Here is a 25,956-nt window from a genome sequence, read left to right as displayed (position 1 = left end):
AAAAGCTGATATTTCTATGAAAGATATATCAGCGGGTGATCTGAAGACAATACTTCACTCCAAACGTGCCAATATCTATTACCTGCAGCACTGTCGGGTTCTGGTGAATGGTGGGCGGGTTGAGTATGTGACGGAGTGTGGCAAGAAGTCTTTGTATTGGAATATTCCAATTGCCAATACCACCACAGTTTTGTTGGGAACAGGCACTTCTGTTACGCAGGCGGCTATGCGTGAGTTGGCTAAAGCTGGAGTGATGGTCGGCTTTTGCGGGGGAGGGGGAACGCCGCTGTTTTCGGCCAATGAGCAGGAAACAGATGTCCTGTGGTTTTCCCCGCAGAGTGAATATCGCCCAACTGAATATGTGCAGGCCTGGGTGAGTTTCTGGTTTCAACCACAGGAACGCTTGCGTGCTGCCAAAGCTCTCCAGTTGGCGCGTGCTGCCCGAATACAGGAGCAGTGGACAAAGCGAGCTTTGAGGGATGGTGGATTTTCCCCTGACGCTGTCCGTTTAAGCGCATTGCTGTCCAGTACAGAGCACGCCATAGGGCAGGCTCCCGATGTTGGGGCGCTTTTAATAGAAGAGGCACGGCTGACAAAAGCGCTCTTCAAACTGGCGGCTCAAACTGTAGGATATGGTGACTTTACCCGCGCCAAACGTGGTGTGGGAGCAGATCCTGCCAATCGTTTTCTCGATCACGGTAATTATCTGGCCTACGGGTTGGGCGCTACCGCAGCATGGGTTTTAGGGCTGCCAGACGGCTTGGCCGTTTTGCATGGCAAGACACGCCGTGGAGGCCTGGTGTTTGACATTGCCGACTTGGTCAAGGATGCCACCATTTTGCCGCAGGCTTTCCTATCCGCCATGCGTGGGGATGAGGAGCAGGAGTTCAGACGAAACTGCATTAGTGCGTTAACGACTACAGAGTCCCTCGACTTCATGATTGATACCGTCAAGGATGTAGCATTAAGCATGGCGCATACTGTGCAGCCATGAACATCCTGTTCGTATCCCAATGTGATAAGCGCGCTTTAAAAGAAACCCGCCGGATTCTGGACCAGTTTGCTGAACGCAAGGGGAGCAGAAGCTGGCAGACACCCCTTACGCAGAATGGGCTGGAGACGGTTCGCAAACTGCTACGGCAAACAGCCAGACGCAATACGTCTGTGGCCTGTCATTGGCTACATGGGCAAGGACAGTGTGACCTGCTCTGGGTTGTGGGGGATGCAAGCCGTTTTAACGCTGACGGCACTGTGCCGACCAATACAACCGAACGCAATATTTTACGCGCGCAGGACGAAAATGACTGGGTGACCGGAGAAGAGATCCGTCTACTCGCGCAGTTAGCGGCTTTGCTGCATGATCTGGGCAAGGCCAGCCTCGCATTTCAAGCCCGGTTACGCGCGAAGACTATGGAGAAGAACCTTTACCGGCACGAATGGGTCTCGCTTCGCCTTTTTCAGGCTTTTGTGGGTCAGGACACAGATGCACAGTGGCTGAGCAGGCTTGCTGAAAGCCGGTATAGGGTAGAGGAATGGTTGGCACCGGGCCGCTATCAGAAAGATGGGGTGGATGCACAGGATGCTGCACCTTTTCAGAACATGCCGCCTCTGGCTACGGCTATAGGCTGGCTTATTGTTACCCATCATCGCCTTCCGCTTGTGCCGGTACAAAAGAAGGATGAAAGTGGGCAGGATTATCTGGGCAGACAGCTGGAAACATTCAGTCTGGCGCATCTTGAGCGCCCGTTGGAGGGTATAACCCACGCCTGGAATGAATGTGTCAGAGAGGCAGCGCCAGAAGAGCGTGAGCGTTACTGGACGTTGCAAGACACTAATGCCCTGCCGATGCAAACCAAAGAGTGGCAAAAGCAGGTTGCTAAATTAGCCACTCGGCTTCTGGTTCTTGACCCGGGCCATGCTGGTGGCTGGCTTGAAAACACATATGTTTTGCATCTGGCCCGACTGAGCCTGATGCTGTCTGACCATTATTACTCAAGTTTGCCGCCCCGTGCTCCGGAGCGTTTGAAAGACAAATTTTCTTCAAATCTTTACGCAAATACGGACGGTCAGGGGGCCTTGAAACAAACGCTGACTGAACACTTACTGGGTGTTACGCGGGACGCAGGGATGATTGCCCATGCGTTGCCAAGTTTTGCACGCTATCTGCCTTATCTGGTGCACCATAAAGGGTTGCGGCGTAGAAGTGCCAACCCGCGCTTCAGATGGCAAGATAAGGCGGCAGATGCCGCAACTGCTATGCGAGAAAATGCCGCCGCGCAGGGGGCTTTTTGTGTTTGCATGGCATCCACCGGAACTGGCAAAACGCTTGCAGGTGCCAGAATTGTCAATGCCTGGGCTGATCCGCAAAAAGGATTACGGCTGACATACGCACTTGGCTTGCGTGCACTGACTTTACAAACTGGTCGATCTTACCAAAAAGATTTACATCTTGGGGATGACGAGCTTGCTATTCGGGTCGGTGGGGCGGCCAGTAAGGCATTGTTTGAGTATTACGCAAAGCGGGCTGAGCATTCAGGGTCTGAATCAAGCCTTGGGTTGCTGGAAGAAGAGAGTTACGTTTTATACGAAGGCTGTGAAGCACAGCATCCGTTACTGTCCCGGCTTGGGCATGACCCTGCCATGCGGCAACTGCTTTCAGCGCCAGTTCTGGTCTGCACAGTAGACCATATGGTGCCCGCCACGGAATCCTGTCGTGGCGGCCGGCAGATTGCACCTATGTTGAGGCTTATGAGTGCGGACCTCATTTTGGACGAACTGGATGACTATGATCTGAATGATCTGCCAGCTCTAACACGCCTTGTTTATTGGGCAGGGCTTTTAGGAAGCAGAGTTCTTCTTTCCTCCGCCACTCTGCCGCCATCATTGGTTGTGGGAATGTATCAGGCATATCGTGCGGGGCGGGCCTGTTACCAGAAAAACCACGATGCCAGCGGCAATGTTGCTGCTTATGATATTCCGTGCCTCTGGGTGGATGAATTTTCTGCACACAGTACAGCGTGCGGGGATGTCGCTCATTTTGAAAAACAGCATGACACATTTGTTCTGCAACGGAGCCAGAACCTTTTAAAACAGGAGCCTGTTTGCAAGGCAGAAATAGAACCGCTTGATCTGCCGCGTAATGCGCCCAAACAGGAGTTATACAAGGCGTTTGCTGCCGTTGTGCGTGAGTGCAGCCTGAAGTTGCATGACCGTTGCGGGGAGCAAGACCCTGTGACGGGTAAGAAAATCAGTTTTGGCTTGGTCCGTATGGCCAATATTGACCCGCTTTTTCACGTTGCGCGTGAGATTTTTGCGCAGGGAGGGCGTGAGGATACAGTTATCCATCTGTGCGTTTATCATGCACGCTTTCCGCTTGTGCAGCGCTCAGCGTTGGAAAATATGCTTGATGGCGTCTTTAACCGTCGCGGTGCAAAAAACGCCGTCTATGCTCTGCCTGTTGTAAGGGCAGCAATAGACGCGCACCCTGCGCATAACCATGCTTTTGTTGTCATGGCTTCTCCAGTGTGTGAGGTTGGGCGTGACTGGGATGCCGATTGGGCCGTGGCAGAACCATCTTCCTTGCGAGCTCTTATACAGTTGGCTGGCCGCGTACAGAGGCATAGACGTATACCAGCGGTAAGCCCGAATATTATTGTTCTTGATACCGCCATAAAATTTTTTAAACAGTCTGACGGTGCAGTATTTGTTCGTCCGGGTTTTGAGGGGGCGGAAGGGACCCGGTACCATCTTGAAACCCATTGGCTGCATGACCTTTTGCGGCCTGAAGAATACCTCTCCATTACAGCGGTGCCGCGTGTTGCCCCGCCTCCGGCGCAAGACTGGCAACCGCAGACCCACCTTTCAGATCTCGAACAGGCACGTATGGCAGCGTGCATGTTGCCGCAGCCTGTGGGCCAGAAGGCAAGCCGCCGTGCTCCCGCCCTGCCGCCGGGGCGGGAGATGTCCGCTTTATGCTGGCAATACCCACAAGCGGCTTTAACTGGTGTTCTGGCGCAGCAGCAGCCTTTTAGAGCTAATACCCAACAAGAAGAGACACTTGTGTTTCTACCTGATGAGGACGAAGACGATCTTCACCTCTACCGGGAGGACAACGAGGGTAAAGGTAAGCCTTATTCCACCCTGTATGCACCGGTGGAAAAAAGCCAGAGGCATGACGTTGCGCTACATTATGGGCAGGCCATAACCGCATGGACCGTGCCAGATCTTGCTGTGCTGTTACGTGCGCAGGCTGATAATCTGGACATGCCTGTGTATGACAGCGCAAAACGCATGGCTACTGTTACTGTAAGGGCGAGCAAAATGGGCTGGTTCTATCATTCAGTTCTTGGTTTTTCGAATTATAGTGATTAGAGTTCTCGGTATAAACGGGAGAAATTATGCAACAGCTTAGTATAAGGGCGCGTGCATTTCAGCAGGCTATTGCCACTTTTATTACCACCCGCCGCGATGAAAAATTAAAAAATGAGGCCGAGGATAGCCCAGCGGCAGCAAAATATGACTATGCGATGTGGCTGGAAGACGCAGCCCGTCGGGTAGCGCAAATTCAAGGGGCAACCCACGCAGCAAAAGCCACACATTCGTCTTCCGGTGGAAGTAGTCTTTATATCCGTCCGGATGATTTGCCTAAGCGAAAAGAGATAGGCAGTCACTCTTTGGGAAGCCATTTTGCTGTGGACGTTGTGGGAAACGCGGCAGCGCTTGATGTATTCAAGTTTCTCAAAACGACAGTGGATAATAAAACACTTCTTGCATGGGCAGAAGCAGGAGATCCGGATTTTAAGGCAGCTCTTTCGCCTGATGCACAGCAAGCTCAATCATGGATAACTGCATTTGCAGGGCTGGTAACATCCCGCGAAAATTTCAACTCCCACGCACTTATGAAGCAGCTTTACTGGTTGACTGGTGATGAACCGACGGATGACAGCCATTATAGTCTCCTGCAACCGCTGTTCTCCAGCGCATTGGCGCATACTGTTCATGCCTCGATTCAGGAAAGTCGTTTTGGTGAGCAGAACGCTCTGGCGCGTCAGGCTTTTCGTAAACGTCAGCCGTATGATCAGGAGTATCAAGATTATAAAGGTCTGGCGGTCAGAAAACTGGGCGGGACAAAGCCACAAAATGTGTCACAGCTTAATTCTGAGCGTGGTGGTGTAAATTATCTTTTGTCCTCGTTGCCGCCTCAGTGGCGGTCTCAGAGAAAGCCCCCGGTTTTTAACCGGGACACCGTCATGACGGCCTTTTTCAAAGGAGTGGATGCCGCTTCTGTTGTAAGAAAACTGGCTGGGTTTTTGAAAAAAGACCCTCCACCTACGCTGGAGACAAGAGAATATAGACAAGAGCTTGAGCAGGAACTGGCGTCCGCACTTGTGAATTTTGAAGCCGGTGTCAAAGATGCGTTGCCAGCAGGGTGGAGTGTTGCCCCAACATGCCATTTGGCACTGTGCGAGCAGCTCTGGCTTGACCCGGAACGTGCAGCGCATGACGAAGACTTCCGTAAAGCCTATGAGTGGGGCGACTGGCCGGATGAAGTGGCACAGCGTTTTGCCAACCATCTGAATGCTGCTTTGCGGCAAGCAGGGCTAACTGCCGTGGCGGATACGGAATATACACACTGGGTAAGGCAAGTTCTTCTTTCAGTCGCATGGCCTGTGCCGAGACGGCGACGGGCGGAGAGGAGTGCTGGCAATGAATAGCCCTGTGGTTCCGTCTTCCCATCTGGTGGTATTCCCGCATATTCGGGTACAGAATGCCAACGCCATTTCCAGCCCTCTAACGCACGGCTTCCCTTCCATTACAGCTTTTATGGGGCTTATGTGGGCATTGGAGCGCCGCGCCCACGCGGCAGGGCTGGCTGATGTGTTTTTCAATGCGGTTGGTGTGGTCTGCCATAGTTATCAGGAGCAGGTAACGGATACGGGGTTTACCAAAACCTTTAACCTGACCCGCAACCCGATTGATAAAAGCGGCAAGACGGCTCCTATTGTTGAGGAAGGCCGCATTCATCTTGATATATCCATACTGTTTGCCGTGAGCGCAGATGGCTGGCAGGATGAAGCTGTGCAGCAGAGAGACGATGTTGCGGCACTGTTTGACCTGCTACAAACCATGCGGGTGGCAGGGGGCAGTGTTCTGCCGCCTGTTGGCACGGCAGCAGCACGCTTCAAGCCTTGGTGCCTTGCTTTGGCCGATACCGAAAAAGTGCTGAAAACCTTTGAGGTAAAACGCTACCAATTACTGCCGGGTTTTGCGCTGATAGAGCGTGAAGAACTGCTGACGGAGCGCTTCACACACCTACGCCAGACGCACCCCGAAGCCACAGCCCTTGATGCATGGCTCTCCCTCTCCCGCGTTAATTGGCACTATGATGAGGCTGAGGGAGAATGGGTGCATGACCGGGATAACGGCTGGGTTGTGCCCATACCAGTGGGATATGGGGCATTAGGGGCACCGTGTCCGCCCGGCACAGTGAAGGGCGCGCGGGACGAAACAGTGCCTTTTCAGGCAGTGGAAAGCCTGTTTTCTGTTGGCCAATGGATAGCGCCAAGCCGTGTGAAAACACCGCAGGATCTGTTGTGGTATGCCTCATCCTGCACGGAAACAGGGGTGTATCGTTGTAGCAATTTCTATCGTGCTCCTAAATCGAGAGCCTAATTATTTTTTAAGAATATTATGGAGATTTTGAGTTATGGCTGAAGACAAAACCCTGAAAACCGCTTCTGTTCTTTCCTTTGAGCGTAAGCTCGACCCGTCCGATGCGTTGTTCTTCGCAGGCCGTTGGGAGCAAAAAGATCAGGCTGATGCGTGGCAGCCAGTGCGCATACGGGAAAAGTCTGTGCGCGGCACAATTTCCAATCGCCTGAAAAAAGGTGAGACAGATCCGGCTAAACTCAATGCTGCTATTGAAAAACCTAATTTGCAGACAGTTGATGTCGCCAGCCTGCCATTTGATGCAGATACGTTAAAGGTAGAATTCACATTACGGGTTTTGGCTGGTGTAGGGGAACCTGCGGCCTGTAACAGCACGGAATATCGCGCAAAGCTGATTGCCACGGTAGGCAAATATCTGGCGGCACAAGGGCTGGGCACGTTGGGGCAGCGTTATGCGGCCAATCTGGCGAATGGTCGTTTCCTGTGGCGTAACCGTCTTGGGGCAGAGGCTGTGACTGTTCAGGTGGCAGAAATGGCAAAAGGCCAGGCGGCACAGACATGGAGCTTTGACGCTCTGGCGCAGTCTCTCAGTGGTTTTGACGATAAAGCTGTTTCAAAAGACCTGAAGGCGCTATCGGACCTCATAACCGCAGGCCTTTCTGGTACACGGCATGTGCTGCTGCGTGTGAGCGCTTTTGTGCGGCTGGGTGAGGGGCAGGAGGTTTTTCCATCACAAGAATTGCTGCTGGATAAAGGGAAAAGCGAAAAAAGCCGCACTCTTTACAGCGTTGGTCTTGGTGAGCAGGCCGTTGCGGGCATTCATTCGCAAAAAATTGGCAATGCGTTGCGGTCCATTGATACATGGTATCCAGACGCTGCAACCAACGGGCCTATAGCCGTAGAACCTTATGGTTCTGTTACCACGCAGGGTGTTGCCTACCGCCAGCCAAAAGCAAAAAAAGATTTTTATAGCTTACTGGATGGCTGGGTTCTGAAAGACAATGAACCGTCACTGGAAGATCAGCATTTCATCATGGCAGTTCTGGTAAGAGGGGGTGTGTTTGGCGATGCCGGCTGACCTGAATAACTTTTACCAAGATATTCGCTGCCTGCCCAACCCTGAAATTGCGCAGCACATCGTTATGGAGGCGCTTTTCAGTGCGCTCCATAAAGCTCTTGTCGGGATGGGGGCGCAGCAGATTGGTGTAAGCTTTCCTGAATATGCTGATACACCCCCTAATTTGGGTGGATGTATGCGGCTGCACGGAACGCAGGAGGCTTTGCAGGCTTTGGCTGGTGCGCAATGGCTGGGCGTGGTGCGGGACTATACGGCCAGTGCCGATATTCTGCCTGTGCCGAAAGCCTGTCAGCATCGGCTTGTCAAACGTGTGCAGGCCAAAAGCAGTCCGGCACGGCTACGGCGCCGTGCCATGCGCAGGCACGGGTTGGATAAGCAAGCAGCACAGCACACCATACCAGACACAGCGGCCGAGCGGCTGCGCTTGCCTTTTGTAATGATAAGCAGCGCCAGCACGGGGCAAAAACGCTTCCCACTTTTTATTTCTCATGAACCTGTACAGGAACAGCCCAAGGCGGGCATGTTCAGTACTTATGGGTTGAGTTTAGGGGGCACTGTCCCCTGGTTTTGACCCTTTTTTGAGAGGCCTAAAAAAGATCTTTTAAAATCAAATAGATAGATAATCCTCTAAAAAAGAGGGGTAAATCCGGCTTAAAAGGCTTTACTCTATAGTTTTCAGGCGATTACAAGCTTTTCCCTCTAGTTCACTGCCGCACAGGCAGCTCAGAAATGCATCCCCAACTCAAAATACAGGCAGTTTGGGTTCACTGCCGCACAGGCAGCTCAGAAAGTAAATCCGTGTCACACGTTCCCGCTACCGTGGTTCACTGCCGCATAGGCAGCTCAGAAATTCGCGGACGTCATCAATGTTCCAGAGGGGGCGTTCACTGCCGCACAGGAAGACTCATAAACAGAGGGAAGCGTAACGTCTGCCCTTGTTAAAATGTAGTGGTCATATTGACGCCCAGCACCGCGCTCCTGCGGTGGGGAAGGGTGGTGTTTGCAGGGGAAATGGTGCCACCTGTATTGAAGAAATATTGAAAGTCCGGTTGCACGATCAGATAGGGTGTTACGGCGGCCTGATATGTGAGTTCAATATGATGTTCAGGTTTGAGCACATAAGGCTCTTTGGTGCCAAAACGCACGGAATCCTCGGCGTTTTTCAAAGCGGATTTGCTGTACAGGCTGGTGCCCCAGGCAATGCCAATTGTATCATCCGGGCGGCCGGGAATCAGTTCATCAAAGGTCAGGCCGCTTTGTAATTCCAGAGAAAAATAGCTGCGTTTCTGATTGGCGACAGAGGTCCGGAAGAAAAAGTTTATGGTTTTTCCAGAGTTTTTCTCCTTACGCCATATCATCTGGTCCAGCACGGCATAGGCCATCCAGTTTCCGGGGTGGTAGCGCGGCGTACCGGTGCTGTCCGGGCTTGCTAGTAGGGTACCGTGGTTATCGTAACGCTGGCTGGGGAAGCGCCCGCTATCGTAAAGGCCCCCAATTTTCCATGTGCCGGGAAGGGCTGGCGCATCATCGCCAGCAAGGCGCTTGGCAAGGTCAAGGTAAAGCTGTGCTTCCCCCATGACCAAGGTGCCCCCATGGGTGGAGAAAAATGTGCCAGACGGGTCACGCTCCGTTGCGCTGACCGAGCTGTAGAAGGGCCCGCGGGTCGGGTTATCGTTTGTTATGGCACCCATGAGCACAAGGGGGGCGGCTGGGGTCCATTTTGCGCGTACGCCAACAGCGGACAAGGGCCACGACGGCCCACCAGAATACAGGTTACTGGACGTGGAGAGAGGCCAGCCAAAGCTGGAGTTAAGGAAAAAAGAAGCGTTCTGACTCACCAGAAACTCGGTATCAAGATCTATGGACCCGCCCCGAATATCCAGATGGTTATTGAAAAAGCTCTGGCCGTACCAAATTTCAAACAAACGGGTGGAACGCCCAGCATCATACCCGCTGACGGTATTAAGTGCGCCCAGCCGTTCCGCTGTAAAGGAGCGTCCCCTGATCTGGAGCGCACTGACATTGAATAAACCGCCCGGCCAACCAAAAGCCTGTTGTGTGTTGAGAGAGGCAGCAATAGCGGTCATGCCATCGTAAGTTGCTCCGGTTTGAAGGCCACCGGATGCCAGCCCCCAGACTTCCTCTACATCCTGTAGGGTAATACGTACGCCTTGCCGGGTTAGCCATGTGCGTAAGCCATGCACGTCCCCCAGGAGTTCAGTGCTGTAATCTTCCGGCGGGATGGAGAAATCGGGCGCGGGAGAGGGAAGAGGGACCCCTGACGGCAAAATATCGGTTGTGAGAGGGAGGGAGGCCGCGCTGGCGCAGGGGCTAAGCAGCCACGCAGACAGGCTGCCCAGACAGGCCATGAAAAGTGAAAGCCGGAAAGGCCAGGAGAGCACGTTCAAGAGTGATCCTACACACAGTCGAGGGCATGGTGCATGTCTACTTATGTCTGCACCAGACAATCCGCTGTTCCTATCACGTATGACGTAGTGCCCTCAACGGCTGGGGGCCAGTAAGGTTCTGTTTTAGCTTTTTTGTTATATTTGGCCTACTTTCTATAAAGCGTGCAGGTTAGTGCAAAATCCCGGCTGCAAGGCTTTCAATGCCCGGCAGGATATCCTGCAACAGGTCAGAGGAAGGTTGCGGGGTGTTGGTTACAACCTTGGTTGTGGCAGACGCGGCAAATTCAGCTTGTGCGGTATAAATGGCCTCGCGCGCGCGGCGTTTCCAGCCAGATGACCGGTCATACCCCAATGCCATCAACCCTGCCTGCGCCAGATTTTTCAAGGCGTTTGAGGCAGGCAGAGCGACCTGCAAGCCGGGGTGGCGGAGAGCAGCGGCCTGAAACGCGGCATCATTTTCAGTCCATGCGGTCAGTTGCGCCCGCAAGCTCTGTTTCAGGTCTTTCTGGCCACCGGCATAGGCTACAGCCTGTTGGTTGAAGCGGTCAGCTACAAAACTATCCGGGCTTGCAATGTCAGCCGGAGCAGTCAGGTCTTGCTCTGTTGCGGTTTGTTTGTGCCGAATTTGTAAAAGTTCATGGTTGTGCGCGTAATTTCTTATGGGGCTGGTTACGCTGAGCAGTGTCGCTGCCGCGTCAGTATCACCCGGTGCAAGGCGGGTCAGCATCCGGTGGCTATTTGAGCGGCTTTCCAGCCCGAGCAGTTCTAGCCGGTCCTGTGTGACGGCAAGGCGGCCAGAAAGGGTTGAGGCATCACACTGTGCGGGAGCAGACCAGAAGCGCTCTGCCAGCGCGGCCATGCGTGGCCACAAACGGCTGTCCAGCATCTCTTCCGTGACAATTTCCGTCCACAATGCCCCTTCAGCCCCGAGAACTAATGCTTTCTGGGCATCGGATAGCGGGGTGACCTGCTGCACGGCGGGCGCATCAATCGTGCCGCCGGGGCCAGTAACCTGTGCAGCGGCTTTTGCTTCCGCCATGTTGGCCGTTATATCCAGCGGGTCGCGCTGATAAAAGGTGGCAGACGGTTGCAGCCTGTCCAGATAATAGCCGTCAGACACAACAACCGGGTGACCATCTGCGGTGGCGGAGGCTGTGTGTGCAGCCCCACGCCAGACTTCTACAACAGTATCCTGCGGGATTTCAGCCGCTGTTATTTCATCCCACCCCATAACAATCTTATGGCGTCTGGTTAGGGATCGTGCGACGCGCCGTGTAAATTCCGCCTGCATTTCTGCGGGCGTGGCGAGGTTATGGGCCTTCATGTAAGCCATAATACGGGGCGCATTTTTCCATTGTTTGGCAACAACCTCATCCCCCCCAATATGGAAATACGCGTCAGGGAACAGGGCGGCCATTTCCCCATATAAAGCGTTTACAAACCGATAGGTGGCGGGGTTGGTCGGGTCTAGGGCGGCGCGGTTTCTTTCCGCCCGGTCGGTCAAGTTTAAGGGTGCCTGTGCGGCATAACGGGGGTAGGCTTCCAGCAGGGCAAAGCTGTGGCCGGGTGTGTCAAATTCCGGCACAATACGGATGCCACGGTCCGCAGCATAAGAGACCAGAGTGCGTATCTGGTTTTGCGTATAATATTGCCCGTGGGAGGCAACGGTATGCAGGCGCGGGAAGAGCTTGCTTTCCACCCGGAAGCCTTGCCCATCTGCCAAATGTAAATGCAGGGCGTTGAGCTTGGTCAGTTCCATGGCATCAATTTGCCGCAGAAGCGTGGGGAGTGTCATGAAATGTCGGCTGACATCAATCATCAGGCCCCGCCACCGGAAACGTGGAGCATCACTGAGTGTGGCCTGCGCTAGAACCGCCCCGGTCTGCGTGCGCGTAACAAGCTGTAAGGTAGAGGCAAGGCCATGCAGAATGCCAAAAGGCTGTGTTGCACTCAGGGTTATGCCGCTTTCAGAGGTAGTCAGCGTGTAGTCTTCCTGCATGGTCAGGGAGGGCAGGGGGCCTCCAGCTTCATCACAGGCAATCGTCAGGGTAAAAAGGCTTGGGTCAGATGATGGTGTTGTAAAAGAGATCTTCTGTCCGGATATTTTTTCAAGCCGCACCCGAAAGCGCTCTACAGCTTTTTCCAGCAGGGCAGTTTTTTTACCATGCCAGACCACAGCAAGGGTCTGTGGGAGGGCGAAAGCTGACCCGTCTGTTTGCAAGCTGGAAGGTGCGGGCATGATGACAGGGTGTTGTGCAACCGGCGCACCTGTGCTGTCAGCAGCCGCAGCGCATACGGCAGGCGCTAGAGATAAGACCAGTCCGAGTGCGGTCGTCAGGTAAAAACGCATGGGGCTGGTCCTGTATGACATGGTGAAAATCCGTTTGTTAGTATGCGGTCAGGAGCGTTTGCAGGGCGGATAACTCTGGGTCATGCTGCATGGCGTGGTCAATAGCATTGCGTGTTGTCAGGCAGCTTGCAGCCTCCTGATCCGCCAGAACCAGACAGTTATTGTGAAAATGCAGTGCAGACGCACTTTTTTGGGCCGTGACGGGGCCTTCCAGAACCGCCTGTAAAATCCGGGCTTTGCTTGTGCCTGATACTGTCAGAATAATTCTTCTGCTTTCCAGAATGGTGCCGGTGCCCATGGTAAGTGCTCTTGGTGGCACTGAGTCTGGGTTACCATCAAAAAGTCCAGCATTCTGCTGGCGGGTTTCAGGAGCAAGCACAACAGGTCGAGAGCGGGAGGAAAGGGAAGCTAGCGGTTCGTTAAACCCTATATGGCCGTTTTCGCCCAGCCCCAGAAGTTGCAAGTCTATGCCGCCAGCCTGTTGAATTAGGGCATCGTAACGCACGCCTTCGGCTGACAGGTCTTCGGCCATGCCGTTGGGCAGATGTGTTTGCTCTGCGGTCAGGTTCACATGTTGGAACAAATGCTGGTGCATATAGGTGTGGTAGGACCGGGGGTCTGTTGGGGCCAGCCCTGCATATTCATCCAGATTGAACGTGGTGCAGCGGGAAAAATCGAGCTGCTGTGTGGTGTGGGCCAGCACCAGCCGTGCGTAAACCGCTTCCATCGTGCGGCCTGTTGCCAGACCAAGCACGCTCTCCGGCTTGGTGCGTATCTGCGCGGCAAGCAAAGCTGCGGTTAAGGCGGCAAGCTTTTCCCTGTTGGGGCACAAAAAAACTTTCATGAAGACTGTAACGCCCTTTTTAAGAAACTGTCAGTGTTCGTCAAACCGAGCTGTGTGCGGATGCCAGAACGGCACGCAGGTGGCCACCATGCTCTTCTAAAGCTGCTTTGCCGGTTGTGGGCGTAAAACCAAAACAGACCAGCACAGCCAGCTTTATGTTGCCTTCCGCCTGCGTTAGAGCGGCCTGAGCCTCGGCTTCCGTGCAGTCTGTCAAATGTTGCACCATGCGGTGGGCACGTTTTACCAGCTTTGCGTTAACAATACGCATATCCACCATCTGCCCGCGCCATGTATGGCCAAGGCGGATCATCAGGGCGGTCGAGAGCATGTTTAACGCCACTTTCTGTGCTGTTCCCGCCTTCATGCGGGTGGAGCCAGCCACGACCTCCGGGCCGGTTTCGATCAACAGACCGAGTTCAGCCTCATGCAGAAGGCGCGTGTTGGGGCTACAGGACAAACCTATGGTCAGGCTGCCTGCGGCACGGGCGCAGGCTAGGGCCGCGCAGGTATAAGGTGTGCCGCCACTGGCGGCTACGCCAATCACAACATCATCAGGGCCAGCGCTATGCGTGGTTATGGCACTGCGTGCTGCCTCTTCATCATCTTCAGCACCTTCTACAGGCTGAAAAAGTGCCGCGTCTCCGCCTGCCAGAAGCAGTACAAGCCGGTTTTCAGGCCAGCCATAGGTGGGGATAAGCTCAACGCCATCCTGCAAACCAATACGGCCGGACGTGCCTGCACCCACGTAAAACAGGCGGCCACCCCGCTGCAAACGGGGCAGAGCAGCAGCTATGGCGCCTTCCATGTCCGGCAGTGCGGCCTTTACAGAAGAAACAGCCCCCAACTGGCTCTCAAGCAGCGCCTCCAGTAGTGGTCCGGTTGGCCATAAATCCAGAGACTCATAGCGCATATCAAACATTTCTGTTTTTGCGGTTGCTGCCTGAGAGTACGATATGGTGGAGGTCATGAAAGCGTTGTCCTGAACTGTTCAAGAGAAAGACTGGAGTTATGAGCCAGAGTTAGCGATGTGGGCTTGAAAGCACCTTTCGTACCCCACGCAGAGTAAGTGTGAAAACGCAAAGCAGGACCATGCCCAGCAGGATGAGCCACGGGAAAGCCACCGCATGACCGCCGGGATGGAGGATGAGCATGGCGCACAGAACAAGTGGGACTGTGGCACAAAAGGCGGGCAGAAGTTCCGTAGCGCGCGCGGAGGGAACGGCCATGCCTGCCAGAAACGTGCCCAGCATGGGGCCATAACTACAGGCCGCGATAGATAGGCCCAGCAACACGGCAGATTGGCTGCTTTGGGCAAACAGCAACGAACCCCCGACCAGAGCAACGGCCCACAACACCGTAAGAGCGCGGGCCAGAGCCAGTGGACCCAATTTGCAAACCCGCGCCAGACGGGCGCACAGTGCCGGAAAATCGCCCACTGTTGCCGCTGTCATGGCAGAGAGTGTGGAGGATAGAGACCCCATGGTGGCGGCCAGAATGGCGGCAACCAGAAGCCCGCGCAGCCCGGAGGGAAGGTCATGCACAATGTAGTCGGGAAAAACGGCATCGGGGGACGATAGGCCTGTAGCCTGTAAGGCAACCTGTCCGTGGTGTACCCAAAGCAGAACGCCCACACCAGAAAGCAACGCAAACAAAGCGGCTACGCCAACGGCACTGCCCATCAGGGCCAACCGGGCTTCCCGCAAGCTTCTGGCGGCTAATACGCGCTGCACCATAAGCTGATCTGTCCCGTGGGAGGCCAGTGTCATCAATGCGCCACCACCAACAGCGGCAAGAGGGGTAAAGGCGCTGCTAAAAGGGGAGGTGCCGTGGGAAAACAGGGCAAATTTGCCAGCCTGGTGCAAAATACTCACAACCTGCGGCGGCATGTCCTGCCAGAGCAGCCCAAAGCATACTGCGGCCCCGCCAAGATAAAGGCAGAACTGGATGGCATCGGACCACACAACGGCACGCAGGCCCCCGCAGAGCGTGTAAAAAAGCGTGACCCCAACAATGCCTATGAGCAACAGGGAGCGCGGAATGGTAATATGTGTTGCTGCCAACATGGCTGTAAGCGGAAGCATTCCGGCAAAAAGCCTCACGGCTTCAGCCAGCACGCGTGTGCCAAGGAAGGTGGCGGACACAGCCCGTTGCATAGCGCCGCCAAAACGCTGGCCTAAATAGTCATACGCGCTGAGCATCTGCCCGTTGGTGTAGAGCGGGAGAAATTTCCAGGCCACGATGGCACGCCCGAGCAGATACCCGAGTGCCAGCCCCACAAACACCATCCCGTTTCCAAACGCGACCCCCGGAACACTGATGACGGTGAGGGTTGAGGTCTCAGTTGCAACCATGGACAGGCATAAGGCCCACCAGGGGAGGTCATGCCCCCCTTCCAGATACGCGGCGGTGGAGGATTGCCGCCCAGACAGAAGCACCGCCAAAAGCGGCATACCGGCCAGATAGGCGGCCATCACGGCAAGATCAAGCAGGGTCATGAATGCCGGTATCTCATGATGGGAAGCCTTCCTGTTGGGTGTGCCACCAGAGTATGCGGCCTGGGGCGGGAAGGGACAACACGGCAGAAGCTTTTGTGCATTTCAAATTTGTTATGGCATGTTAACGTTCTGTTATGGAAAAAATGCGCTATCAAGGGTGTATCGTCAGCAGACTCCCTTTGCTGCGCGTACCATGCCGGGCCTGAACCGTGTGTCTTGCACCATCATGAAACGGGAAGGATGAAACGCTGGTTATGCGTTTACGCCAGATAGAAGTGTTCTACGCTATAATGTCCACAGGCTCCCTGCGGCGTGCGGCAGAGGTCTTGCATGTCTCCCAGCCAGCGGCCAGTAAAGTGCTGCGTTATGCTGAGCAGTCGCTTGGGTTTGCCCTGTTTGAGCGTACAGGCGGCAGGCTTGTGCCCACGCGGGAGGCACGGATTATGCTGCCGCACGTCAACACTATTTTTGAGAAAATTTCCGACCTGAAAAGGCTGACGGAAAATCTGCGCTATGCGCGGAATGGTCATGCTATCAGCATCGGGTGTGTCCCAAGCCTTGGGCTCAGCATCGTGCCGCGTGTTATTCAAAGCTACCATGCCAAACATCCTGGGAATGAGCTGACCATTGATACCCTGCATGGGCCGGAAATTGTCTCCCGCCTTCTGAACCATGACCTGGATTTGGGTATTGTGTTTGGCACTTACGAACAGCAGGGCCTTACGGCCTGCCATATTGCAGACATCCCACTTGTGTTGATTGACAAGCAGAGAACAGAAGGCCCTGTGGCTTTGGAAGATATTGACCACGCCCGCTACATTGGCCTGAGCGAGAATGACCCAACAGCACGCCTGCTTGATATGGCGTGGGAAGATGCAGACCATGCCGCCGTGCCCGTAGTACGGGTAAGAACGCATTATATGGCGGCCGAGCTTGTGCGGTTGGGCGGTGGGTGTGCCATTGTTGATGGCCTGACAGCCCTTCATCATCCCGGCTTGCCTGTGCCGCTATCGCTCAAGCCACCATTGGGTATGGCCTGCACGGTGCTGTTCCGGGCAGACCATGCCCTTTCCCATATTTCAAAAGATATTCTGGCTCTGCTGCAATTGGAAATAAAACAGGATCTTGCGTCTCTTCCCGCAGTGTAGCGGGGTAAGGTGCGCACTGCGTTCCTCTTAACCAAGAGCTAATGCACGCGAATAATTTTGACATGGACAGCACCGCTTTTTTGCTCAGAACATTGCGGTATCGTATTTATGTGCGGTGTAAGTTTCCTGGCGGGTTTCTTGCTGAGGTAATGTGCTGGTGCATAACAGTTTAAGGACCTTATTTTTATGATGCAGCAACGGTTTTTTATAGGGAAATCCTGCAAAAAAGCAGTGTGGCGCAGCATAAATGGCGCTGCTGTTCTGGCGCTTTTGGCTTTACCTGTTCATGCGGCCCCCCAGCTTCCCCACGGTCTGACAGAGCAACAGATTGATGATGTTGCCAGCAAGGCGCAAGCGGCCTTTCAGGTGCCGGGTCTGGCCATAGGTGTTGTGCATGACGGACAGATAGTCTTTGCAAAAGCCTATGGACAGAAAGCGGAGGATGGAAAAAGCGGCAAAGCCGATGCCGCAACGCTGTTTGCCATAGGGTCCAACAGCAAGGAGTTTACAGCAACAGCCCTTGCAACGCTTGTTGATGCAGGCAAACTGAAGTGGACTGACCGTGTTACGGATCTTATGCCGGAATTTCGGGTGTCAGACCCCTGGATAACACGGGATTTCCGGGTGAGTGACCTGTTGACCCACCATAGCGGTATGGGGCTGGGGGCAGGCGACCTCATGCTGTTTTCTCACAGTACATTCAGCCGTCAGGATGTTGTGGCAGCACTCCCTTACATGCCGTTTACCGGCCGTTACCGGGCGGATTACGCTTATAATAACCTGCTCTATGTTGTGGCTGGCGCTCTGGTCGAAAAAATCTCGGGCCAGACGTGGGAGCAGTATGTTCAGACACATCTGATTGATGCCGCCGGTTTGTCCGCCTGCCAGAGTACACATCCGGTGGCGGGGCAGACCGATGTTGCAACGGGTGAAGGCGGTAGCGGTATTCTGCCTGATCGCTCAGCACTCAAACCAAGCGCCATGGCCCCTGCTGGCGGTATATGGTGCAGCGTAAATGGCATGAACCGGTGGGTGCAGACCTTAATGAACGGCGGGAAAACTGCGGAGGGCAAAATAATCATCAGCCAGACGCAGCGGGATGCCCTATGGGCGCCTTCCGCCCTCTTGCCGCTGCCAGATATGGCCGAGAAAACACAAACCCATTTCAGAGCCTATGGTTATGGCTGGTTTATGGAGGATTTTTTCGGCCTCAAACGTGTGTGGCACACGGGAACAGTGAGCGGCATGGTCAGCTATGTTTCAGTTTTGCCTGAAAAAAACACAGGTCTGGTTGTGCTGACAAACCGTGATGACCACCATGCAACATACGCCATAGCAACAACCCTGAGTTCCCTGATTGCAACAGGCAAAAGCGAGGACTGGGTAGGCTACTGGCAACGGGAAGCCCAGCAGTCCGCCAAGAAAAAGGCAGAGAAAGCCGCCACGGTGGGGCCGGGTTCACCGGCGCGCCCCTTTGTATCTCTTCCTGTTGCGGCTTTGCAGGAGTACGTGGGCGTGTATCACGATGCATGGCGGGGCGACATACGGCTTTCTGTGACCCAAGGCGCTTTGACGCTTAGTTTCAGCAAGGCAAATGGTTTGACTGGCACCTTGCAGGCGCTGCCTCACGACCTGTTTGTCGCCAAGTGGCAGGATCGTGCGAACGATGCCGGGGATGATAGTTATGTGCAGTTCGAGCGGAATACAGAAGGAAAAGTGACCGGCTTTCATATGGAAGTCATAGGCTCAGACTTCAGTTTTGACGTGCAGGATTTGCACCCCATCAAGGTTGTATCTCCATGAGCATGTCCGTAGCGTTTCTGTCTCGCAGGTCTTTTCTGCAGGGTAGCTGCGTTCTCGCAGGCGCGGGGGCGTTGGCTGCCTGCCAGACATCCCGCACTCCACAGCGCTTTGCAAAGGCTGATGCGCTGATAAAGCAGGCTATTCGGGATGGCGAGTGCCCCGGTGCCGTCTGGGGTGTTGGCCAGCACGGGCAGGTGTTGCATCTGGCCGCTTTTGGAGCACGGAGCTTGAAGCCTGAGTATGAGGCTATGACAACGGATACCGTGTTTGACATGGCCTCCCTTACCAAACCCATGATTACCGCTTTGGCTGTCATGCAGCTTGCGGAAAAAGGCCTGCTGGATGTCAACGCCCCTGTTGCACGCTACCTGCCAGCCTTTGCTGCGGCGGGTAAGGCAGATATTACGATCAGGCTACTCCTGACCCATTTTTCCGGGTTGCAGCCAGATTTACCGCGCACACCGGATTGGTGGGGGCGTAGTAGCGCCATTGAGCGGATTATGAACTCTGTGCCCAAAATTACGCCGGGTAGCGGTTTTATCTATAGTGATATCAATTTTATTACGCTTGGCCTTATTGCTGAAAAGATCTCAGGTTTTCCGCTGGATGTTTACGCCAAGCATTCTATTCTTGAACCGCTGGGTATGACGCAATCCGGTTTTCTGCCCCCGGCCAGCCAATTGGCGCGTATTGCCCCCACCCAATATGATGAGCAGGGCCAGATGCTGCGCGGTGTGGTGCACGACCCCACCGCCCGCCGTATGGACGGCGTGGCTGGCAATGCAGGGTTATTCTCAACCGCGCAGGATGTTGTGCTGTATGCGCAGGCTTTGCTGGCAAGGCGCGCCGGACAGCCAAGCTCTTTCCCCCTTACACAGGCAACACTGCTTGCCATGACAACGCCACAACAACCGGCGGGGCAGAAAAGCCTGCGGGGTTTTGGGTGGGACATAGCGTCTCCTTATGCTTCACCCCGAGGGGATGTTTTCTCCCACCAGTCGTTTGGTCATACAGGCTTTACCGGGACATCCTTGTGGATAGACCCAGAAAATGACTGCTATGTTTTTATCCTGACCAACCGTGTGCACCCCAATGGTGGGCATAGCGTTGTGCATTTGCGGCATGATGTAGCAACGGCTGTAGGGCACGCTCTAGGGTTAACTTCAAGTTAAGGGGGGCGGGCTTTTTTCAAATGGTGTCGCGCAGTATCTGTTTTTAAATTTCTACTGACAAATAGGCATGTTTTCTTGTACGAAGAGATCATGCCAGACGCACTCATGCAATAAGGGTTTGGTCTTTTTATGTCAGCTAGACGGACAATTACGGTTGTGGGTGGAGGCGTTGTAGGCCTGACAACCGCTTATGCGCTTATACAGGCTGGGCATACCGTCACATTGGTTGAGCGGGAAGATCAGGTTGGCAGTCAGGCAAGCTTCGGGAATGGTGGCCAACTGAGTTACCGATATGTGCGTCCCTTGGCGGATGCCGGCGTGCCGCTGGATGCCGTGTCATGGCTGTTTCAGCACCATTCTCCCATCTCGCTTAAATTACGGCTGGACTGGCACCAGTGGCGCTGGCTTATGGCGTTTCTGGGGGCATGTAATGCACAGACCAACCAGAAAAATACGGCAAAAATTCTGGAAATTGCTTTGCGTAGTCAAAGCGTCCTGCAACACTGGCGGCAGGAAGGGTTAGGTGACTTTTTATGGCGCAAACCCGGAAAACTGGTGGTGTATCGGGATGCGCGTAAGTTCGCCAAAGCTGCCCGTGCCGTTATAAACCCGCAACAGGAGCAGGTTTTAACCCCCGCTGACTGTGCACGCGTGGAACCTGCTTTTGGAAGCCTGACACCCGTCCTGGCTGGGGGCATTTTTTCCCCTGAAGATGAGGTGGCTGATTGCAACCTGTTTTGTCAGGCGCTTTTGGCGGCACTTGAGGCAAGCCCGGATTTCTGCCGTGTGCATGGTGCGGCACAGTTGGAGGAAACAACAACAGAGCGTTGCCGGGTAAGAGTGAATGGCATTGTGCAGGACACGGACCTTGTGGTGCTGGCGGCTGGTCTGGCGTCCCGGTCTTTGTTGCAGCCGCTTGGGTTGGACCTGCCGCTTTATGGCCTGAAAGGCTACAGCCTGACCATGGATGCCCCTGCGGCCACGCTCCCCAGCGTGAGTGTGACAGATTATGACAACAGGGTAGTCTATGCCCGTTTGGGTGACCGCCTGCGTATTGCTGCCATGGTGGATATTGGTGCGCTGGATGCCCGTATTAACCCTGAGCGTATTGAGGCGCTGAGGCGACTGGCTGTTGAAACATTGCCTGCGCTGAGCGCAAGTTCCCCGCCAACGCCGTGGGCCGGTATGCGGCCTGCTACCCCAACCGGCGTGCCGATAGTCGGGCGGACGCGCTGGCGCAACATGCTGTTAAATGTAGGGCATGGCGCGCTTGGTTTTACTCTTTCCGGCGGTTCTGCGCTGACAATCCGGGATATTGTTGAAGGAATGGCTCCTTAAATGACACACGCTAAAGCCTTTTCCCGTCGTCATGCGCTTTTGGGTGGTGTTGCAGCAAGTCTGTTTGCAAGCTTGTCCCATAAGCCTGCACAGGCTGGCCCTTCAGTGCGTATGGCCGGGTTGGAAGGGCTTCTTGCCCCGGTTGATGTTTTTGAAGATCATTGGGGCGTGCCGCATGTGCAGGCGGGTTCTCTCGCGGATGCATTTTTTGCCAATGGCTATCTGGTGGCGCGTGACCGCCTATGGCAACTGGACTTTGAGTATCGTCGGGCCATTGGGCGTTTGGCAGAAGTATATGGTGCCAAATTTGTGCCGTCTGACACCGCTAACCGGCTGTTTTTGTTTCGGGGGGATGCAGTCGCGGAATTTGCAGCTTTGCCACAAACCGTCCAGACCTGTGCGACAGCCTATGTTGCAGGCATTAACGCCTATCTTAAAGAGCTTGAACAAGACCCGGAAAAACTCTCTGAAGAATTCAGAATATTTTCTTACAAGCCCTTAAGTTGGGATGTGCTTGATCTTGTGCGGATGCGGGCGGAGGCAACGGGTAATACCAAAGGGGAAATTCGTCGTGCGCAGTTAGCGGCAAACAATGCGCTGGCATATGATGCTCTTATTCAGCCACTGCGCCCTGCCCATAGCCTGAAAGTGCCAGAAGGTCTGGATGTTCATGCTGTGTCAGAGCAGGACCTGGGGTGGTTTGGCGTGTTGCAGGCGGCGTTGCCGCTTGCGGGCGTGCATGAAGTCAAAGCCGAGCATGGGGAAGACCATAGACGCGCCAATGAAGGAAGCAATGCGTGGGTCATTGCGCCTTCCCGCACGGCAACAGGCAGACCTATTCTGGCAAATGATCCGCACCTTGGCTTTGGCTCTCCGGGGCCGCGCCATGTTATTCACCTCACAGCGCCAGGGCTGAATGTTATTGGCGGTGGCACTCCCGGTATGCCGGGGGTCATGCAAGGGCATAATGAATATTTTGCTTTTGGCCGCACAAATTTTCATATCGATCAGGAAGACCTGTTTATTCTGCGGACGCACCCGCACCATCCGGACCGTTATTTTCATAAAGGCCAATGGGTGGAAATGGAGCAGGAGACTACCACCATTGCTGTGCGCGGGGAGGCCAGCCGCACTGTCACACTGCGTTATGCTGCCCAAGGGCCCGTTGTTTCAACTGACCCCACGCGGCAGCGGGCGGTGAGTGTGGCAGCCACGTGGCTATACCCCGGTGCCAATGGTATGTTGGCCAATATCGGTATTAATCTGGCGCAAGACTGGTCCAGCTTTCAGCAGGCTTTAAAACTTCATACCAGTCCGACCAATTTCACTTATGCGGATACGGCAGGGAATATTGGCTGGCAGGCGGCGGGTGGTTTGCCACACCGTTCCGGCGGCCATGACGGCCTGTTACCGGCTCCGGGGGATGGCCAGTATGACTGGCAGGGGCTGCAACCCTTGGAGGCTCTGCCATCCAGCTTTAACCCGGCGGCTGGATGGTTCGGGACATCCAATGAAATGAACCTGCCAGCAGACTATCCCTACGAGGAGCGCTGTGTCAGTTATGAATGGAAAGACCCCTACCGGTATCAGCGCGTTGCTGAAGTTTTGCAGGAAACCAAGCGGGCAACACTCGCGCAGAGTGTGGCTTTGCAGCATGATACGCTCTCCCATTTAGCCCTTGCTGTTGTGGCCTGCCTGCCAGACGGACCTGCAAGTCTGGCGGCGGAAGTGGCCTTGTTAAAGCATTGGGACGGGCATGTTGACGCCAGCAGTGCCGGGGCCGCGTTGTATGAGGTCTGGTGGTCCAAACTCAATGTTCTGTTCTATCAGGCTCTGGTGCCAGAAGGCTTGCGTAGGATTGTACCGCAGCCATTAAATGCTTCCGTCCTGCTGGCGTTTTTACAGGCACCCGATAGCCGAATAGGCCCCCAACCTGAGAAAGCACGGGATGCGCTGCTGGTGACAGCCTTGCAGCAGGCAGTTGAGGAGGTGCGGGACCGCTTGGGGCCAGTTATGGCGGCGTGGAGGTGGGGCGCACTGCATACCGTTCAGATGCGGCATCCGCTCCATGCGTCTTACGCTGTCGCCAAGGCTTTTCCACCCGTTGGAGGAGAAACGGCGCAGAGCGGGGGAGATGCTTATACGGTTATGGCGCGGTGGTATAATCCTGACCTGTCAGCAAAAGCGCTCGCACAAGGCCGTAACCCGTATGCGGTGACAGGGGGAGCCAGTTACCTGATGGTCTGTGATGTCGGGGCGTGGGATCGGTCTGTCTTCCTCAATTTTCCCGGTCAGGCAGCACAACCGCAAAGCGGGCATTATGATGATTTTCTGGCCCCATGGCTGAAGGGTGCCATGCAGCCGCTCGTGTTTTCACCACACGCCGTACAAGCAGCGGCGCGCCATCATCAGGTGCTCTATCCGGGACACGCTGCGCCGTAAAAAATTAAGGCACATAATGGTTTTTAGAGATTTTATAGGTTTCTAAAAAGTTTGCTCAAAAAACATAGTTTTGTGTCTCCCTTGCTGGAATGGTTTTTCAAGTTTTATCAGGAGCGCCTCCCTCATGCGTCACTTTCCCCTGGCCACGCTCCTGCTGGCAGGTGCAATTTCCGGCCTTTCTTCAGCAGCGGCAGCACCACTGGCGGACATGCAGCCACAACGCCAGATCAAGGCCATGTTGTCTCTGCCATTTGCCACAAATCTTGTTGGTGCCCGGCATAGTGAGCGTTTTGCATGGGTGGAGCGGCGGGCAGGGGTGCGCAATATTGTCACCTCAGATGCAGGAGCAGGTCCACACGCGCTGACGCACTACACCAAAGATGATGGAACAGACCTGTGGGGGCTGGCTTTATCACCGGATGGGAAAACAGTGGCGTATGTGGAAGGAGGCGACGCGGAATATCCTGATGACCCGTCTCCCAACCCCGACCTGGCCGCGGCTGGTACACAGCAGACCGTGCATGTTGTTCTGGACACTGGCAAACAGATGGTGTTGGGAGAAGGCTGGAACCCCGTTTTTTCTCCCGATGGAAAAACTTTGGCCTTCAGCCAGAAAGGCACGCTGTTTCTTGCTCCTGTAGGGGGAGAAGCCAAAGCAGTTATGGCAACGCGGGGTAGCCTGACATCCCTGCTCTGGTCACCAGATGGCAAGACTCTCGCTTTTACGCTTGATCGTGGGTCACACGCTTTTATTGGGCTGTGGCATATCCAGCAGTCCGCTATGGAGTTTTTAAGCCCGGCTCTGGCGCAAGACAGCCTGCCCAGCTTTTCGCCAGATGGGCATCGTGTCGCATTTGTGCGGGAGCATTCTCCGGTTACGCCGGGAAGAAATGCAAAAGCGTCTTTCTGGAACCTCCATGTCTATGACCTGAACAGCAGGGAGGACCATGTTGTCTGGACACCACATGCCGGTGCTGGCGCACGTTTTTTTGCGCCGGAAGGTGCTGGGGTGCTGTGGTCTGATAACACGCACATTCTCTTCCCGTGGGAAGGCAGTGGATGGATGCGGGTTTGCCGTTTGGATATCATGCAACCAACTTCTCCCCTTTGTCTGACGCCGGACAAGGCCGAGGTGTCTTCCTACCGGTTGTCAGATGATGGGAAGACCCTTTTCTATACGAGCAATGTCGGTAATCTGGACGCGTGGCATGGCTGGAAGGTCTCGCTTGATCGGGGGCAGCCGCAACGTCTGACGCAGAGTAATGAAATGGAGACGGATGTTGTTCTGGCAGGTCGCGCCATAGGGCTGATAAGCGCAGGCGTGAGGGAGACAACTCACCCGGTTATCCTTACTCCCGGAAAGAAAGAGCCGATTGCCTTAAACGCTGAGACTACAGCGGACATACCGTTTGTCAGCCCGCAAACGCTCATACTCAAAAGTAAAGATGGCATGGACGTTCACGCCCAACTGTTTATGCCCCAGACCCAGACAACGGCACTCCATCCCGCTCTTGTTTTTGTGCATGGTGGGCCGCATCGCCAGATGCTGCCAGCTTTTAACAGTATGGGGTATTATTCAAATGCCTATGGTATGAACCAGATACTGGCAGCACAAGGATATGTTGTTGTTTCCGTCAATTATCGTAGTAGTACTGGTTATGGGGAAGCTTTCCGCAATGCCGCAGGCATTGGCAGAGACGGAGCAAGCGAATATCAGGACGTCTTGGCAGCAGCCACCTACCTGAAAACGCGGCCGGATGTTGATGTTGCGCGTATTGGCATATGGGGTGGCAGTTGGGGCGGATATCTGACCGCTTTGGCCCTTGCACGGAATAGCGATGTGTTCCGTTCTGGTGCGGATTTTCATGGGGTGCATGATATGACACGCTCCGACAAACCCGGCCTGTCACCGGAGCAAAACAAGGCCATGCATGATCTGGAGTGGCAGTCATCCCCCGCAGCCAATGTTGCGCAATGGCGCTCCCCCGTGCTGCTGGTGCATGGAGATGACGACTATAATGTGGAATTTACGCAGTCCACCCTGTTGGCACGGCTGTTATCGGAGCAGGGCGTGCCTTACGAAGAACACGCTTTCCCTAATGAGCGCCATGCCTTTTTGCGCATGCAGGACTGGCTGATGGCCTATACATGGATGAGCCAGTTTTTTGAGAAAACCTTAGTGTCAAGAAGCCACTAAGAGAAGATGGGT

The 25,956-nt window shown here is 54.6% G+C and carries 17 protein-coding genes; 12 read left to right on the top strand and 5 right to left on the bottom strand.

Features of this window, described 5'->3' with window-relative positions; all coding sequences use genetic code 11:
• The first annotated feature begins 16 nt into the window (after positions 1-16).
• Genes cas1f through cas6f form a run of 6 tightly spaced genes read left to right on the top strand, consistent with a single transcriptional unit; the run spans position 17 to position 8,318 of the window.
• Entirely contained in the window at positions 17-994 is a 978-nt protein-coding gene (gene cas1f, locus Abci_RS06190) for a type I-F CRISPR-associated endonuclease Cas1f (RefSeq protein ID WP_048838279.1), read from the top strand.
• Entirely contained in the window at positions 991-4,371 is a 3,381-nt protein-coding gene (gene cas3f, locus Abci_RS06185; protein ID WP_048838278.1) for a type I-F CRISPR-associated helicase Cas3f, read from the top strand. The genes cas1f and cas3f overlap by 4 nt, the downstream gene beginning before the upstream one ends.
• A gap of 26 nt (positions 4,372-4,397) precedes the next feature.
• Entirely contained in the window at positions 4,398-5,714 is a 1,317-nt protein-coding gene (gene csy1, locus Abci_RS06180; protein ID WP_048838277.1) for a type I-F CRISPR-associated protein Csy1, read from the top strand.
• Entirely contained in the window at positions 5,707-6,672 is a 966-nt protein-coding gene (gene csy2, locus Abci_RS06175) for a type I-F CRISPR-associated protein Csy2 (protein ID WP_048838276.1), read from the top strand. Before csy1 ends, csy2 begins: the two co-directional genes overlap by 8 nt.
• Positions 6,673-6,706: 34 nt before the next feature.
• Positions 6,707-7,747 carry a type I-F CRISPR-associated protein Csy3 gene (csy3, locus tag Abci_RS06170; protein WP_048838275.1) on the top strand — a complete coding sequence of 347 codons (1,041 nt, stop codon included), beginning with the start codon at positions 6,707-6,709 and terminating at the stop codon, positions 7,745-7,747.
• Positions 7,737-8,318: a type I-F CRISPR-associated endoribonuclease Cas6/Csy4 gene (cas6f, locus tag Abci_RS06165; RefSeq protein WP_048838274.1), complete on the top strand. Its 582-nt coding sequence runs from the start codon at positions 7,737-7,739 to the stop codon at positions 8,316-8,318. The genes csy3 and cas6f overlap by 11 nt, the downstream gene beginning before the upstream one ends.
• Before the next feature lie 367 nt (positions 8,319-8,685).
• On the opposite strand, the gene Abci_RS06160 is transcribed toward cas6f, so the two are convergent.
• The 5 genes from Abci_RS06160 to Abci_RS06140 form a co-directional block, all read right to left on the bottom strand.
• A complete protein-coding gene (locus tag Abci_RS06160; protein ID WP_244877603.1) occupies positions 8,686-10,149 on the bottom strand; it encodes a carbohydrate porin in 1,464 nt (487 codons plus the stop codon).
• 175 nt (positions 10,150-10,324) lie between these two features.
• Entirely contained in the window at positions 10,325-12,505 is a 2,181-nt protein-coding gene (locus Abci_RS06155) for a beta-N-acetylhexosaminidase (protein ID WP_244877597.1), read from the bottom strand.
• 37 nt (positions 12,506-12,542) lie between these two features.
• Positions 12,543-13,349: a glucosamine-6-phosphate deaminase gene (gene nagB / locus Abci_RS06150; RefSeq protein ID WP_048838271.1), complete on the bottom strand. Its 807-nt coding sequence runs from the start codon at positions 13,347-13,349 to the stop codon at positions 12,543-12,545.
• A 40-nt stretch (positions 13,350-13,389) separates the two neighbouring features.
• Entirely contained in the window at positions 13,390-14,316 is a 927-nt protein-coding gene (locus tag Abci_RS06145) for an N-acetylmuramic acid 6-phosphate etherase (protein WP_048838270.1), read from the bottom strand.
• Positions 14,317-14,368: 52 nt separating this feature from the next.
• Positions 14,369-15,844: a sodium:solute symporter gene (locus Abci_RS06140; RefSeq protein ID WP_048838269.1), complete on the bottom strand. Its 1,476-nt coding sequence runs from the start codon at positions 15,842-15,844 to the stop codon at positions 14,369-14,371.
• 254 nt (positions 15,845-16,098) lie between these two features.
• On the opposite strand from Abci_RS06140, the gene Abci_RS06135 reads away from it, so the two are divergent.
• The 6 genes from Abci_RS06135 to Abci_RS06110 all read left to right on the top strand — a co-directional run bounded on the left by Abci_RS06135 (position 16,099) and on the right by Abci_RS06110 (position 25,944).
• Positions 16,099-16,992, top strand: coding sequence for a LysR family transcriptional regulator (locus tag Abci_RS06135; protein WP_048838268.1), 894 nt, complete (start codon positions 16,099-16,101; stop codon positions 16,990-16,992).
• Between the two features lie 186 nt (positions 16,993-17,178).
• A complete protein-coding gene (locus tag Abci_RS06130; RefSeq protein ID WP_146806788.1) occupies positions 17,179-18,795 on the top strand; it encodes a serine hydrolase in 1,617 nt (538 codons plus the stop codon).
• On the top strand, positions 18,792-19,967 hold the full coding sequence (locus Abci_RS06125; protein ID WP_048838267.1) for a serine hydrolase domain-containing protein: 1,176 nt from the start codon (positions 18,792-18,794) through the stop codon (positions 19,965-19,967). Before Abci_RS06130 ends, Abci_RS06125 begins: the two co-directional genes overlap by 4 nt.
• A 129-nt stretch (positions 19,968-20,096) precedes the next feature.
• Entirely contained in the window at positions 20,097-21,305 is a 1,209-nt protein-coding gene (locus Abci_RS06120; RefSeq protein WP_048838266.1) for an FAD-dependent oxidoreductase, read from the top strand.
• Positions 21,306-23,747: a penicillin acylase family protein gene (locus tag Abci_RS06115; protein WP_048838265.1), complete on the top strand. Its 2,442-nt coding sequence runs from the start codon at positions 21,306-21,308 to the stop codon at positions 23,745-23,747.
• 124 nt (positions 23,748-23,871) lie between these two features.
• Positions 23,872-25,944 (top strand): S9 family peptidase, encoded by a 2,073-nt coding sequence (locus Abci_RS06110; RefSeq protein ID WP_048838264.1) that lies wholly within the window; start codon positions 23,872-23,874, stop codon positions 25,942-25,944.
• The last annotated feature ends 12 nt before the right edge of the window (positions 25,945-25,956 follow it).

Source organism: Acetobacter cibinongensis (assembly GCF_000963925.1).
Taxonomy (GTDB): domain Bacteria; phylum Pseudomonadota; class Alphaproteobacteria; order Acetobacterales; family Acetobacteraceae; genus Acetobacter; species Acetobacter cibinongensis.
The sequence above is the reverse complement of the archived record's forward strand: the minus strand, read 5'-3'. Positions and strand labels throughout refer to the sequence as shown.

Coding starts and splice junctions, on each gene's coding strand:
- cas1f (WP_048838279.1), top strand. CDS start 17: ATGAAAGATATATCAGCGGGTGATCTGAAGACAATACTTCACTCCAAA.
- cas3f (WP_048838278.1), top strand. CDS start 991: ATGAACATCCTGTTCGTATCCCAATGTGATAAGCGCGCTTTAAAAGAA.
- csy1 (WP_048838277.1), top strand. CDS start 4,398: ATGCAACAGCTTAGTATAAGGGCGCGTGCATTTCAGCAGGCTATTGCC.
- csy2 (WP_048838276.1), top strand. CDS start 5,707: ATGAATAGCCCTGTGGTTCCGTCTTCCCATCTGGTGGTATTCCCGCAT.
- csy3 (WP_048838275.1), top strand. CDS start 6,707: ATGGCTGAAGACAAAACCCTGAAAACCGCTTCTGTTCTTTCCTTTGAG.
- cas6f (WP_048838274.1), top strand. CDS start 7,737: ATGCCGGCTGACCTGAATAACTTTTACCAAGATATTCGCTGCCTGCCC.
- Abci_RS06155 (WP_244877597.1), bottom strand. CDS start 12,505: ATGCGTTTTTACCTGACGACCGCACTCGGACTGGTCTTATCTCTAGCG.
- nagB (WP_048838271.1), bottom strand. CDS start 13,349: ATGAAAGTTTTTTTGTGCCCCAACAGGGAAAAGCTTGCCGCCTTAACC.
- Abci_RS06145 (WP_048838270.1), bottom strand. CDS start 14,316: ATGACCTCCACCATATCGTACTCTCAGGCAGCAACCGCAAAAACAGAA.
- Abci_RS06140 (WP_048838269.1), bottom strand. CDS start 15,844: ATGACCCTGCTTGATCTTGCCGTGATGGCCGCCTATCTGGCCGGTATG.
- Abci_RS06135 (WP_048838268.1), top strand. CDS start 16,099: ATGCGTTTACGCCAGATAGAAGTGTTCTACGCTATAATGTCCACAGGC.
- Abci_RS06130 (WP_146806788.1), top strand. CDS start 17,179: ATGATGCAGCAACGGTTTTTTATAGGGAAATCCTGCAAAAAAGCAGTG.
- Abci_RS06125 (WP_048838267.1), top strand. CDS start 18,792: ATGAGCATGTCCGTAGCGTTTCTGTCTCGCAGGTCTTTTCTGCAGGGT.
- Abci_RS06120 (WP_048838266.1), top strand. CDS start 20,097: ATGTCAGCTAGACGGACAATTACGGTTGTGGGTGGAGGCGTTGTAGGC.
- Abci_RS06115 (WP_048838265.1), top strand. CDS start 21,306: ATGACACACGCTAAAGCCTTTTCCCGTCGTCATGCGCTTTTGGGTGGT.
- Abci_RS06110 (WP_048838264.1), top strand. CDS start 23,872: ATGCGTCACTTTCCCCTGGCCACGCTCCTGCTGGCAGGTGCAATTTCC.